The organism is Streptomyces cyaneus (assembly GCF_004028635.1).
In the GTDB taxonomy this organism is placed as follows: domain Bacteria; phylum Actinomycetota; class Actinomycetes; order Streptomycetales; family Streptomycetaceae; genus Streptomyces; species Streptomyces cyaneus.
Genome location: NZ_RQJW01000004.1, coordinates 264,969 through 279,180, shown reverse-complemented (window position 1 = coordinate 279,180; position 14,212 = coordinate 264,969). Strand labels below are relative to the sequence as shown.

The following is a 14,212-nucleotide window of genomic DNA, read 5'->3' as shown; positions in this document are numbered from 1 at the left end:
TCCCCTTTCTCAGCTGGTCGGGATGGTCGATCTGGCGGCCTGGCAGTTGGGAGCGCAGGCCCAGAGCTGGAACGGCCGGCCCCGGTGGCGTATCTCGCCCAGCCGTCGACCGCTCGCTCCCAGCGGCCAGGCGCAGAGGGCGCAGTCGATGGCCATCTGCTGGCGGGGCCGGAGTCGAGCGAGATCCGGAAGGGGCGAGGGTGCCGTGGCCGGGATGCTCACTCGCCGCCCCCGGTGCGGAGTTCCGCCCAGACCTCTTTGCCCCAGGGGCGTCTGCCCGAGCCGTGCAGGTCATAGCCCCAGCGGTCGGCGACCGCATCGACGAGGAGCAGTCCGCGGCCCGACTCGTCGTCGTCAGCCGCCTGGCTGAGCATGGGCAGACGCGCTGGTTCCCGGTCCACGACCCCGACACGCAGTCGTGTCGCATCCGGTCGCGCAACCGTGAGGCGGATCTCGGAACATGGGGTGTGCCGGCAGGCGTTCGCGATCAGCTCTGTGACGATCAGCGCGGCTCGGTGGGCGAGACCGTCGAGGTGCCACACACCGAGGACGTCTCGGACGAGGCCGCGGCCGATCTCGGCCGTGGACGGCTTGCACGGGAAGGTCTGGCTGTACGTCGGGTGGCCGACAGAGAGGGCCGCAACTGGTGTTCTCAGACTCGTCATTGGGGTGGAGCCTTCGTGTCGTCTCGGCGCCCGGCCCGCCCCCGCGGGGGAACCTCAGGGGCGAGCCGGGCCGTCAACAGCCGCCCGCACGGTGGGGCGCGGCGGGCGACCAGCACCCAGACAACTCCCTTTCACAGCAGGAGGGTTAGGACGTTCAGGTGCTCAGTCGACGGACCAACCTAGGGCGTTTTGACCTCTCCTTTACCTGGCGGGTGAGGATCGCGCGGGCTACCGTGCCCGCATGGACACCACCCGCAACACCGTTCTTGAGGCGTGGATGACCGAACACGGCTACAGCTCCAACAGCCTCGCCGAGGCCGTGAACAGGGCCATTGAACGGTTGACCGGGCGCCCTGGAGGGCTCGACGGCTCATCGGTGAGGGCATGGAAAGCGGGCCGGGTCACGTGGCCAAAGTCAGCTGCCCGCAGGGCACTTGAGGACGTCACCGGATTACCCGCCGTCGCTTTAGGGTTCGTGCCCCGGGGCCGGCCTTCGTCCACCCCGGCCCCACTGCAGCAGGAGGACCCTGACATGAAGCGCCGTACTCTCGTCGGCAGCATCGCTGCGGCTGCCGCCGCAGCAGCCGCACCCGGCACCGCATCGCCGCGCCGTATCGGCATGAGCGACGTCAATCGCCTCAACAAGCGCTTCGCCGAGATCATCGCCAGCGATCACCGCCACGGCGGACAACTCGGCATCGAGCAGCGGGCCGCCGCCCTCGCCGACGAGGCACTCAACCTCCAGAACGCCGGCAGCGCCACCCAGCGCGTACGCAGCAACCTCTACGCCTCCGCAGCCGCCTTCCGCTCCTCCGCGATGTGGGCCGCCATCGACGGCCGGCGCTACGACATCGCCATGGCGCACATGCGCGAGGCCCAGGCCCTCGCCGAGATGTCCGGCGACCAGGCGATCAAGTTCCGCATCTGGAGCCACGCTGGCACCATGTACCGCCACATGGGCCGCCCCGCCGACGCGTTCGCCGCCAACGACGTCGCCCGCAACCTGCACCTCACCCGCCGAGACCCCCTGTTCGCCTCCCTCGGTCTGGCCCGCCAGGGCGCCATCCACGGCACGGCACAGGACCGCACCGGCACCCGCCGGGCCTTCGAGCAGGCGCAGGACGCCATGCTGCGCGCCGACCCCACCGACTACCGGCCGGTGTGGATGCTCGCCTTCTACGATCAGGCCGAGCTGGACTCCCTGGCGCTCTCCGCGCACTTGGCGCTCGGCGACTACTCGACCGCCGAGTACCACGCCCACCGCTGCCTGTCCGCCCTCCGGCCCCACATGATCCGTTCCCGGGCCATCACCACAACCCGGCTCGCCCACGCCCAGCTCGCCCAGGGCGCCCCCGACGCAGCCACGGCCACCGCGATGAAGGTCCCCGCCGAAGCCGCGACCCAGCACGCCCGGGTCACGCGCATGCTGCAGGAGTTCGGGGCCGCACTGCGCGCCACCGCGCCCGGCAGCTCCACCGTGCAGACCTGGACCGAGCACACCGCCACCTGGAGGATGGCCGCATGACCACGGCGCCCGCCCTCGAACTGCGCACCTTCATCACCCTCGACTCAGCCCGCGGCGACCTCCTCGACGTGTACGCCGACGTACGCGCCCCACTCCTCCACCTGCCGAACTACGCGGTCACCGCGTTCGGCGAACGCCTGGACCGGCACGGCGCCGAGCCGGGGTTCACGGCCGTCCTCGCGTACGCGGACGGGCATCCGGTCGGCTACGCCTACGGCAACACCATCGAGCACGGCGACCGCTACTGGCAGCGCACCAGCCCGGCGCCCGCCGAGAAGTACACCGAGCGCCCGGCGGTGGCCCTGAAGGAGATCGGCGTCCGGCCAACCTGGCGGAAGACTGGCACCGCCCGCCGCATCCATGACGCCCTCCTCGCCACCCGCGACGAGCCGTATGTCACGCTCATGGTCAACCCGGCCGCCGGCGATGGAAAAGTCCACGCTCTCTATAAGTCGTGGGGGTACGAGGACATCGGCCAGAGCCAGCCGTCACCGGCCTCGCCAGTCCTCAACGTCATGATCCGCGGCGTCGACTGACCAGCACTCACGATGATCCGCCGCCTTCGAGCTACGAGCCGGTTGTAAGGCGCTACAAGGAAGCACTACGAACTGCTCGGCAGCGAGACAGTTCGGTCGTATTCTTATCCCGTGGCGAACGTTGAGGTTGGAACCGATGTCGTTGAGCTGACTTTGCCGGATGTTCTCCGGCGCACCCAGGCCGGGGAACTTCCGGTTCCTGTCCAAAATCCAGCCCTATTGCCACTCGCTGACCTCGATCCTGAAGTCTTCGAAAGGCTTATCGCAGAAATCGTCAGTCGCCGGAACAATATCGGGGTTCAGTTTTATGGCCGACGAGGCCAGAAGCAGTACGGCCTAGATATCGTCGAGCGAGAGACCCCATCGGCAAGGGTACTTTATCAAGTAAAGCGGTTTGAGGAACTCACCGGCGCCAAGTTGCGCGAGGCTGTTCAAGAGTATTCAGGGCCGCCTCGGCCGCCAAAATACAGGGGTGAGGCGCGGAGATTTTCTCCATATCGGTTTGTAGTCGTGACATCGGCTGGACTGGACAGAGATACCGAAAATGTCGACACCCTTGAAGAATTGCAGACCAGTTATGCTGGAGATCTAGAGATCGACGCATGGGGCGCTGAAACTCTAAGTCGCATGCTGCGCGATATGCCACATCTAGTGTACGCAGTTTTCGGGCCTCAGTGGGCGAAAACATACTGTGGCTACAAACCATCGCCCTCGGACCTAGCAGCGCCTAAATCACTGGGACTCGTTGAAGACCCAATCGCTGTTCTACAGTTGGACGCTTTGGAAGCCGATGCCACTCAGGCTGAACCAATAGATCCACTTAAGGCTTCCCAACTCTTTGGGAGGGTTGCAGAGGGATTGCTTCAAGGGAATTTCCCAGGGCACGCAACAGAAATGCGTCGACGCCAGGCGCAGGCTGCGCAAGCTGGCGGCGATCACGAAAGTGCGTTCAGGGTATTGTTCGACTTGGCATTGCAGCGTGTACTTTCCGGGTCAACGAGTACCGTGCGCTCTTTGCTGAGTAATTTGGAGAGCTTGGCACCACATCGTAGTGACGTAGAACGGGCGGAACTTTCGGCACTTACTTGTGTCGCCTTCTGGTACGGCGAAGGAAGCAACCTCGATGACGGTGTCTCGGCGCTCCGCACGTTGACTGCCGCACGGGCCCCACGAACCGGACTATTGTCGTGTCTGCTTCTCGAGCAAGCAGTGGTTGATGGCCTATACGACTTTGTTCCTGCACGCTCGGTCGTCGCTACAACGGACGAGCAGACGGCTACTCGACTCGTTGAATTGCGCGAGATGGCTTCGGCTGCTACCAGCACTGACGTAGAGATCCGCGCACGACTGCGCTGTGCGGTTGCCGATGCATCATTGACTGCGGCAGCGTCACCAGACGAGGTTGACGCTGCCTATCGCAGAGCGGTCGACGATGCCCTCGCTGGGCGATTCCTTCATGTTCGTGGCCTGGTAGCTTCTCGTGCTGCTTATGCTTTCGCTACTCACGGGGATTTTGAGCGAGCCGACAGCTATTGGCGCCAAGCAGCGATCGCCAGCAGTGAAGAAAGTTACTACGGCGATGCACTGGGTGCAATGTGGTCGTCACGCCTCCTGGAATGGGATAAGGGCCGGTTCGAGCTTCCTGGACTGCAGCACATTGCCAATTCTCTCCCGAACCGGCAGCGTCTACTTGCTGCATCATACGATCCAGAGCTCGAAGCGATGCAGGCTGCACGCGGTAATAGGCTTCCGGATGCATTTGAAAGCACCCGCCGCCACTTGTGGGAGCACCGATTGGCCGGGCACCTACAGGGAGAAATCCTTGCGCTGAAACTGTTCGGCGAGGTCCTTGAAGCGAGCGAACATCCGGCCGATGCGCTCGAATGCTATATCCGTGCCGGTGAGGCATCTCAAGCTAGGAAGGTCGCTCAGAAAATTCCGGACACTGTAGATGTCAGCATGTGGGTTGGCTCTCCTCTACGTCGGCGTCGCGCTGCTGCAGTGCAAGTGATCGGCGCGCAATCCTCCACCATTCCGGACAACAACGTGCCAGAGGTAATTGAGAGACTTCTTGAAGTTGCCGAGGGCGTGTGGCAAGCGCCTGCATTCCAGGTACGTCCAGAGCGTGATGCGTTGGATGGTATCGCCCGATTCGGTATGCGCATCCCTGAGACAGCTGTCGATAGGGTACTTACGATGGCAGAGCCTGCGCTGAAAAATAGCACTCGAATCAGCGATGTCATCGCGAATCTTCTTGTACAAACCTATTGGGCAGTCGAATCTCGTCGCCAGGACGTCGCAAAAGCGATCGGGCGCATGCTGCAACTTCCACAGCCGCATCCAGAGCTCTGGAATTTGGTAGAAGGCATCCCGAAAGAAGCGCGTGAACCGCTGCTGCCAGTTGTCACCACGCTCGCTGAAGAGGGTCAACAGTCGGCAATCGAAGTCTTGGCTGGTTGGGGCGTTGCAACGCAGCCTGTTCAACTCGCCGCACGTCGGGCCTGCGCGGCACTACTGCGACGGCGTGTCGGAGTTCCGCGAAGTATGACAGCTATGGGTACACAGCAGTCGACTACGGTGAACCTGCTACTCGTGCTACTTACGGCTGAGAATCTTACTCATTTCCCTCCCGAAGAACTCACCTCAAAAAAGGCTCGTCCTGCTGGTGGCGTACTAGCAGTGCACCAAACTTTGTCATCGTCTGATTCTCCCCCACCGACTGATACGGAGAAGAACTCAGAGAATGAAACGCTAGATAACGCCACACTTATTGCTGCTGGACCGCCAGCGAATCTCGCGGCAGCTGTAGCCTCCCATATGACGGCTATTGCCGAGGATTCGCAGCAGGGAGCTGCATTCCGCGCAGAAACGGTGAGAGCGTTGCGATATCTCGTACCTAAGGTGCCAAAGGCTACCGCGAGAGATCTCGCCCTACGCTTGATTGAAGTGCATAGAGCTCCGCACTACACCCAGACAGACAAACTTGAAATCGACTCAAATCATTCACTAAGTCGATTCAAGTTGAATATGGGTGGCGACCAACTGCCGGTACTGGCCCTGGTAGCCAGTTCTGAGATGTTTGCGGCATCCTGCCAAGGCAACTCTAAAATGACGCCCGAGGAACAAAGCTTCGCTCAAGAAGCTATGGCCTCGGCGCTGCCGCTACTGCGTGAAGGCGATCGAAGGGTGCAAAGGCTGGGGGCCAGCACGGTTGTTGCCATCGCGTCTAGCATCAGGGAGTTTGCGGAGTACGCCATTGGGCTGGTCTTCCATAACGATGAAATCGTGAGAGCGCGTGGGGCGGCACACGGACCAGTCACCCCGGAGATGATTGCCAAATTGGCTGAGGATCCTAGTGCCGAAGTCCGCGCCGCTGTTGCGAGTCGGGGAAATGAACTCTCGTCAGTTGTACGAGATAAGCTTGCTACCGATACACACTTGCGCGTGCGCCGAACGCTGGAACGAAGCACCTCTACTTCCTGACGCGGGTTTTCAAAATTGGTGGGGTGCACGTGCCACGTACTTGGTGCGCCGACCGACACGGTGCAAAGACGGTGCAGGAGTGCACAATGGGAGCTCACAAGGCGCAGCAAAGGAGCGTTGCGAGTGAGGCCGGGAAGGCGGCAGGAGCGGGCCGAGGACACGGGTGAGGCGTATGCCGTGGACGGTGCCCTCGCGAATAGCGGCGTCCTGAAGGTCACCGGTGATCTGGTCTTGGGGCAGCGCCGCCCCCTGGTCCTGCGTTCTGGCTATCTGCATGAGGTCGCCCAGCTAGCAGCCGCCCGGTTCGAGGGCCGGGCCGCCGAACTGGAGGCCATGGCCGAGTTCTCCACCGCACCCGATGGTTTCCAAGAAGTCCAGGGCGGAGATGCAGGAACAGCCTACTGGCGATGGCTGGCGCCGGCGTGGTCGGGGAAGACCGCGCTTATGGCGCAGTTCGCGCTGCACCCTCCACCAAACGTGGATGTGCTTGCCTTCTTCATCACCGCGCGTAACGCCGGGCGCTCGGACCGGACCGCCTTTCTGGCCACTCTGCAGGGGCAGTTGCGCGAGTACCTGTGCGACACCGACGTGGACTGTGCCTCACAAGGCCAGTTCCTGGACGCCCTCGAACGCGCCGCCGACAGAGCCACGGCCGAAGGCCGACAGCTGGCTCTGCTGGTCGACGGCCTCGACGAGGACACCGGCGTCGAGTCGGCCAGCAGCGGTTACAGCATCGCGGCGCTGCTGCCGCGCGTGCCACCTCCGGGACTGCGGATTATCGTGGCCGGCCGTCCGAATCCGCCTATCCCCAGCGACGTACTGGAGAACCACCCGCTGCACAGCGCGCGCATTAACCACCTGCTGGCACCGTCATCCGCGGCCCAGGCGCTTCGGAGAGCCGCAGAGCGCGACCTTCACGCCCTGCTGACTTGTGGTGGACTCGGGCGCGAGGTGGCATGCCTGATCGCCGCCGCCAACGGTGGTTTGAGCCCCCAGGACTTGGCCGACCTCATGGGCGAGGTGAGCGCTTGGGAAGTCGAAGAGGTCCTTGGCGGGTCATTGGGCCGGTCCTTCCAGCACCGGCCAACCCAATGGCCGGCACCCGGCGAACAGCCGGCGCGTCTGTTCTCCTTCGCCCACGAAGAGCTGCAACAGGGCGCTCTGAAGCGGATATCCCGGTCGGCGCTTGAGGGTTACCGTGCACGGGTACACGCCTTCGCCGACGTCTGGCGCGACGTTGGCTGGCCACCCGACACGCCGGAATACGCCCTCGTCGGCTACCCGCAGCTATTACGCAGTCTGTCGGACACCACTCGTCTCACCGCATTGGCGACCGATGCGGTGCGGCACGAGAGACTGTGGGAGACCACGGGCTCCGACACCGAGGCTCTGGCCGAGATCGCTGACGCCATCCGTCTACACAGAGCCGCCGGCGATCCTGACCTGAGGGCGTGTGTGCGCCTGGCTCACCGCCGCGACGAGATCCGCGGGCATGTCGCCGGTATCCCCGACACCGTCATAGAGACCTGGGCGAGGCTAGGGCATGTTCGACGTGCCCTAGCCCTCGCCCAGCTGGCCCATGGTTCGCGGCGGATTCCCGACCTCGTCAGACGGCTTCTTTTTGGGGGGAGAGCAGATCGCAACACTGTGTCCCTCGTGGCGTCGGTGGCTCGTCAGCTCCTGAGTCCCGTCCAGGACGCCTGGGAACTCCGGGACGTTGCCAACGCCCTCTGCGACGCAGGACATCCGAATCAAGCCGCGGACCTCGCCCGCAGCATCGCGAGACCGGACCGGCGTGACGACGCCCTCGCAGTCGTCGTCTATGCGATGGCCACGAGCGGAAGTCCCCACCAGGCCGCCGAGCTGGCCCGCGACATCACCGACCCCGAGCAGCAGGCCGGGGTCCTCGCCTCTGCGGCCAGGGCACTGGCAGAGTCGGGGCGTCGCGAGCAAGCCGCAGAGCTCGCCCAAAGCATCCCCGACCCCGAGCAACGAACGAAGGCCCTGCGCTCGCTGTCCGCCGCTGCAGGCGAAGCTGGGGGCGATGAGTCAGCCGGCAAGAACGCCCCCGTCACTCATGCAAGCGGCTGGGAAGAACCAGTCCCGACTGATCCCGCCGAGGGCGCCCGTTTCGTGGCGGACGAAGAGCGAGCCGCCGAACGCGCCCGCGGCATCTCCGATCCGGCCGAACAAGCCGAGGCTCTCGGCGCCATAGCAAAGAGCTTGGCCATCAATGGATTCCACCGGGAGGCCACCGAGCTCGCTGATGAAGCTGCTCGCCTCGCTCGCAGCATCGTCAATCATGAGGAACGGGACGGGGTACTCACGGTTGCTGCCCGGGCCATTGCCCGCGGAGGGCAGAGCGTTCTGGCCGCCGAACTCGCCCGCGCTATCTCGGACAGCTACCGGCGCGCCGACACCCTGGCGGCTGTCGCCGCACAAATGGCCCGCGCGGGTGACGGTCAGCAGGCAGCCGAAGTCGCCCACGAGGCAGCCAAGCTCGCTCGTGGCCACCCTGCCCTCAGGCCGAAGGCTGCGATTCTGGCGGTCGTTGCCGAGGCCATGACGCTCACAGGGTGTCACGGGCAGGCAGCCGAACTCGCCAGCATGGCGGCCGAGCTCGCCCTCTTAGCCAAAGACTCCGGTCAACGTGCGATGGCCCTCACACTTGCCGCCAGGGCCATGGCTCACACCGGCCACCATCGGCGTGCGATCGACATCGCACGAATGGTCACCGAATCCGACTTGCGGGAGCGGGCGTACGGGGCCGTGGCCGAGGTGATCGCCCATGGTGGGCACCCCCAGCAAGCGATCGAACTCGCCGGAAGAATCGACGACCCCAGTCGGAAGGCTAAGGCGCTGACGGCCGTCGCCACGGCCCTGGCCCATGCGGGATGTCACCAGCAAGCCGCCGACCTCGCCCTGAGCATCACCCGGCCGACCAGCCGTGTCAGGGCCCTAACCCTCGTAATCAGGACCATGGACCGAGCAGGATACCGGCAGGAGGCCGTCGAACTCTCCCGGACAGCCATCGACCTCGCCCACGAGGTCAGGGACCCGAACTGGCACGCAAGAACGTTGGTTACCGCCGCAGAGGTGCTGGCCCACGACGGACACCACAAGCAGGCCATCAGTTTCGCCCAGGCAGCCACCGAGCTCGCCCGTACGCTCAAGGACCCCGGCCGACGCGCGGCGGCACTGACGGGCGCAGCCTATGCCCTGAGCCGCACGGGATGTCGGGAGGAGGCCGAAGGCATTGGGCGAGAAGCTGTCGACGCAGCCCGTACCCTCAAAGACCCTGGGCAGCGGGTCAAGGTGCTGACGTCCACGGCGAGAAAGTGCCGGGACATCCTCGACGGGCGTGTGCTCCTAGCCGAGGCTCTGGACATCGGCCCCTTGCAAGAGGTGGTCGAGTGTCTGCCCGACATCGCGCCGGAGGCCGTGGAACTTCTGGCGCGATTGATGGCCACCAAACGTCCGGGGACAACCCATGGGCCTACGACCCGATCGGGGACTTCGGCAGGTCACCAGCTTGGACGCGACGATGAGGAGGGGATGGGCCGATGAGCGGACCGCAGCGACTGGTGGCCGGTCTTACGGGGCTGACAGTGGCGGTGCTGGCCGGGGTCTTCTGCTTTCTGAGCTGGGACCGGGCCAACCAGGTCGCCGGGATCGTTTCAGCGCTGGTGGGCGTCGTGGCCCTGGGGACGGGTGTCTTGGCCCTGGTGTCGGGCCGTGTCGGGTCGGTGCGGGTTGCGAACACCGGTCCAGCCACCGCAGTCGGGGCGAGTTCGCACGCCAACACTGGTGTAACCGCCCATGGGAGCATGCACGGAGGCATGGAAGTCGACGGCACGGCAGAGGCACGGGCCGAGGACGGTGGCCGCGCGAACACCGGCTACGACCAGCTCTGACGCGGTGTGCGAGCCCGGTGGAGAAGGCCACTCGAAGAGGGAGTGGCGGATGTACACGAACCTTGTGAGGCAGCAGGAGCAAACGCTCTGGTCCGCGGCATCTTCTGCGTGAGCGATGCGTGAGCGGACGGTGCGGCACAACTCGCCGCGCGGCGGATCGGCACTCACGGCGCACATGCTCTGACCAGGTGGTTCCGGACACCGAACCAGGGCCCGGAACCACCCGTCATGTCATGGCCAGGACTTTTAATCCATTGGTTGTGGGTTCGAGTCCCACAGGGCCTACGGATGCGGGGAGGGGAAACCCCTTCTGACCTGCTACGCAGCGCTCGGGTCGGCTTCGGTCGGGTCGGGCGCTGTGGCGTTTTCGGGGTTCTGCGTGAGCGGAAGTTCGCGATGCCCGCCCGTCGGCGCCTGCGCAACAGCTGGCCGGGGATCGGCGTGGCCGCCGACACGCCGGTGACCACCCCGTTCCGTGAGGCTCACTGGATCTACGGTATGAGCGCGAGACGCACACAGCGGTGGCGGCAAGGGGGCGGTCATGGACGCAACTGGGGAAACGCTCGTTGTACTGACTGCACTGCCGCTGGAGTACAAGGCGGTGCGTCGGCTGTTGGAGGGGCTGGAGAGAGTCGATCAAGCAGGAACGGTGTTCGAGCGAGGTCGGCTGCCGGGTACGTCCTGGACGGTCTATCTGGCTGCCACCGGGCCGGGGAACGACTCTGCGGCGGTGATCGCCGAGCGGGCCATCAATTTCGTGCGCCCCCAAGCCGTCTTCTTCGTCGGAATCGCGGGATCACTCAAGTCCGACGTTTCGCCAGGCGACGTGGTGGTTGCCCTTGAGGTCGGGAAGGGTTCAAGGGGCGCCCGCGCAGCTGGGAGACTTCCCATCCGCTCCAGCAGGTGGCCATGTACGTCCACAGCGTGGATGAATGGCGGGAAGCCCTGTCGGAGGCGGAACGAGCCACGTCCAAGGTGCACTTCAAGCCCATCGCGGCGGGCGACCTCGTGCTGGACGCTCCGGCCGAGTCGCCGTCCCGAGTCCACTTGGACCGGAACTTCAACGACGCCGTAGCTGTGGAGATGGAAGGTGCCGGTTTCGCCAACGCCGCGACCAAGGCGGGGGTCCCCTTCCTTCTGGTCCGGGGAATCAGTGATTTGGCGAACGGAACCAAGCGGAGCACCGACGATGCCGGCATGCAGGAAACCGCAGCGCAGCACGCGGCCCTCTTCCTGACGGAAGTGATCACCCAGTTCAAACCCGCGAACGCTGCATCCCTGCCGAAGGCGCCTTCTTCCGGACAGCCCACAGACGAGCTGATCTGGCAGCCCCTCGATCAACCGGCCAGCGTTGCTTGGTACAGGGACCTCGTGCCGTCGAGTGGCCACACCAATGGCCCTTCCCTGCTGGAGATCCACTTGGTGCCCGTTCCGGTGACAAGCAGGATCACCGCGACGCGCATGCGGGAACTGGCCGGGGAAATGGTGAACCTGGGCCGTTCGAAGGGGCTGTTTACGAAGGCTGAGCAGGTCGACGTCCACAACACCGCTGAGATAACGGTGGTCGCCGTTGCCAATCCTCGGGGGCGCTCGGCTGGACTGGCGATCACTCGATCCGGGCAGAGGAGTGCCTGGGACTCGCTTCCCAAACCAGGCATCACGTACGTACTCGACGAGGACGATGTTCGCGAACGGATCACGACTCTGCTGGAGGTGCTGGAAGCTGTCGATGGACAGGCCGCTCCGTCATATGCACCGGCGGCCGGTATCGAAAACACCATGATGGTCACGGTCGAACGTCTGAGTGAAGTCGATCCCCACCGGTCCAGCGGGATGCGTATGTCGGATAGTCCTGTCCGCGTCCAACCCGAAGAAGCTGTCACTGCGGCGGTGGTTGCCAGCCGTGGCAGCGACCTGGCCGAGGAACTGGCTGCCCGCCTGCTCTACGCCTTCCGTGCTCCGGGCCGCTAGGGTCCTTTGGAAAGGCCCTGGAGCGTGTGCACCGCGAGTGCGGCTGGCGCCGGTCATGCGAAGGCAGCTGTGGGCAGGGGGACTTCTAGATCCTCCGGGTGAGCCACGCACCACGGGGTACCGTCGAGCATGATCGTGGGAGTGCCTTCGTGTCCGGGCTGTGCCGGGGTGAGCCGGACACTCATCCACGTGCTTGGTTCAAGGGCAGGTAGACCGAGGCCCCAGGCCCACTCGACGTCGCGGGGGCGAGTGCCATTAAGGACGAGCACGCCCCGATGGGCGAGCCTCTGCCGCGCCTCCCGCGCTCGCTTAACCCCATCAGCCTGCATGGTGACGGCGGAGAGGTCCGCAGTGGTGATCGGAGTGAGCTGTGCCTGCAGGAACAGCTCCTCGGTGCGAGCCTGTCCTGAAGCCTTGGCGAAGATCGAACTCACTGTGTCAGCAGACAGTCGACGCAGGGCATGCTCGGGCAGGGGAAGGTTGGAGTGGATCCAGTGGATTGCCTCCCGGCCCTGCGCGCTTAGCGTGCGTTTCCCGTCGCGGTTCGAACCCGTGTTCATCAGTTCGGACCTCACCCGCAGCAGGCCGATGCTCCACAGGCCGCTGGCGTCATCAGCGCGTACGACCAGGCACAGGCCACCCTGCAGTTCAGGCGGGAACATCCAGTTACTGCCCCGGGTGAACTTCATGTCGACGTCGTGCCCGGCCACCATGAAGTCCAGGTGCAGTCCGTCAGCGAGGCCCAACTCGCGCTGCATCCGGTGGTACACGGCGGTGCCCAAGCCTGTCTTCTCGACCTTGGTGAGCTGGGACCACAGGTAGCGGCCGGTGTGTGCGGGGTCAAGCAGGTGCCGTCCCGCTCCGTCGATCACGGATCCCATGCGGCTGCCATCTGGGTCCAAGCGCAGCATCTCGGCGAGAACCTCGGCCAGTTCCGGATCCTGTTCCAGTGACCGGACGCGCTTGTGCCCCTCGAACGACGACACCTCCCCTTGCTCTACCTCCCGCTCGATGGCGGTGCCGGTGGTGTCCGGCAGTGCCTGACGGGAGCTGCGGAGCGTATCGGCTGGGGCAGCCTGGCCGGCAGGATCGGTCCGAGTCGTCGGCCACTCCACGGGACCTGTGGCGGCAGGAGCTGAAAGACCCGTGGGGTCTGTGGAGCCAGTGCCGTGGGCGGTAAGCAGGTTCTCTGCTTCGGCCAGTCGATGTTGTGCTGCGCGAGCGACTTGCTGGGCCTCGTCTCGTTCGGCCTCGGCGGCCGCGAGGCGGGTCCGTAGTCTGGACAGCTCGATTCCGGAGACGGCATAGGAAGGGCCATCAGGGGAAGGAGCCGAGACCCGTCCGGCTGCGGGGCGCCCCAAAGCTCCAAGTACCAACAGCGTGGTAACGAGCGCGCGTGACTTGGCAGATTCTTTCTCAGCCTCGGTAGCGGTTTGGAGCGCGGCAGTGAGCTGGGCCTGAGTATCGATCAACTCGCGCTGAACTCTGACCAGTTCAGCCAGCGAGCCTCCGTCGTCCGGAACCACTCCGGGCTCCGGCTGATCTGGCTCGGCATCCTCCGACCAAGCCTGATGCAGTAGGGAGATGGCCTGTTCCCTGAGCATGTTGGCACGCTGGGCGTCGGGGATGCAGACCCTGACGATGGCCTCGATCAGACGCCGTTCGTTCTTCAACCCGACGCCGCTCAGCTTGCGGTAGAGCGTCGATCGGGCGGCCAGTTGACCATCAAACTGGCCGCTGGTCCTGAGTAGTTCGTGGACGTCCTCGACGGATAGCCGAGCCTGCGTACGTATGTCCAGCAGGAGCAGCACAAGCGCATCTACGGCATCCGAACCTGTCGATGGAGGCACGGTGGGCCGTCCGCTGGCGCGGAATGGGGACATCACGGCCCGCAATTCTCTCGACAAGATGGCTATTTTCTCCGATAGAACTGAGAAAATCTAGCGACCGGGGGCGCCCTCAGGAAAGCTGATCACCACAGCCTGAACCGAGAGGAATCCGCCCGTGCGCCGTCCCACCCCGCTCCGCCGCTCCCCCGCCCTGGACCTCGTTGCGTTCGTCATGGTGCTCGCAACCGGGGTCACGCTGGTGGCCTTGGGGCTGACACCGGAGTCCCTC

At 64.8% G+C, this 14,212-nt stretch carries 8 protein-coding genes and 1 pseudogene; 7 read left to right on the top strand and 2 right to left on the bottom strand.

Features of this window, described 5'->3' with window-relative positions; translation table 11 throughout:
* Positions 1 to 218: 218 nt before the first annotated feature.
* Positions 219 to 665 (bottom strand): ATP-binding protein, encoded by a 447-nt coding sequence (locus EHO50_RS16600; RefSeq protein WP_128430926.1) that lies wholly within the window; start codon positions 663 to 665, stop codon positions 219 to 221.
* Positions 666 to 906: 241 nt separating this feature from the next.
* Between EHO50_RS16600 and EHO50_RS16595 the strand changes: the two genes are divergently transcribed.
* The 7 genes and pseudogenes from EHO50_RS16595 to EHO50_RS16565 all read left to right on the top strand — a co-directional run bounded on the left by EHO50_RS16595 (position 907) and on the right by EHO50_RS16565 (position 12,094).
* Positions 907 to 2,190, top strand: a complete 1,284-nt coding sequence (locus EHO50_RS16595; RefSeq protein ID WP_128430925.1) for an NsdA family TPR-like regulatory protein — start codon at positions 907 to 909, stop codon at positions 2,188 to 2,190.
* Positions 2,187 to 2,726, top strand: coding sequence for a GNAT family N-acetyltransferase (locus tag EHO50_RS16590; protein WP_181449632.1), 540 nt, complete (start codon positions 2,187 to 2,189; stop codon positions 2,724 to 2,726). Before EHO50_RS16595 ends, EHO50_RS16590 begins: the two co-directional genes overlap by 4 nt.
* Positions 2,727 to 2,837: 111 nt before the next feature.
* Positions 2,838 to 6,209: a PDDEXK family nuclease gene (locus tag EHO50_RS16585; RefSeq protein ID WP_128430924.1), complete on the top strand. Its 3,372-nt coding sequence runs from the start codon at positions 2,838 to 2,840 to the stop codon at positions 6,207 to 6,209.
* A gap of 177 nt (positions 6,210 to 6,386) precedes the next feature.
* A complete protein-coding gene (locus EHO50_RS16580) occupies positions 6,387 to 9,776 on the top strand; it encodes a hypothetical protein (protein WP_128430923.1) in 3,390 nt (1,129 codons plus the stop codon).
* Complete coding sequence (locus tag EHO50_RS16575; protein WP_128430922.1) at positions 9,773 to 10,123, top strand: hypothetical protein; 351 nt, start codon at positions 9,773 to 9,775, stop codon at positions 10,121 to 10,123. The genes EHO50_RS16580 and EHO50_RS16575 overlap by 4 nt, the downstream gene beginning before the upstream one ends.
* A gap of 541 nt (positions 10,124 to 10,664) precedes the next feature.
* A pseudogene (locus EHO50_RS46040) lies at positions 10,665 to 10,958 on the top strand (5'-methylthioadenosine/S-adenosylhomocysteine nucleosidase family protein); the annotation flags it as partial.
* 74 nt (positions 10,959 to 11,032) lie between these two features.
* A complete protein-coding gene (locus tag EHO50_RS16565) occupies positions 11,033 to 12,094 on the top strand; it encodes a phosphorylase family protein (RefSeq protein WP_128430920.1) in 1,062 nt (353 codons plus the stop codon).
* A 53-nt stretch (positions 12,095 to 12,147) separates the two neighbouring features.
* On the opposite strand, the gene EHO50_RS16560 is transcribed toward EHO50_RS16565, so the two are convergent.
* A complete protein-coding gene (locus EHO50_RS16560; RefSeq protein WP_164904868.1) occupies positions 12,148 to 13,905 on the bottom strand; it encodes a NaeI family type II restriction endonuclease in 1,758 nt (585 codons plus the stop codon).
* Positions 13,906 to 14,212: the final 307 nt, after the last annotated feature.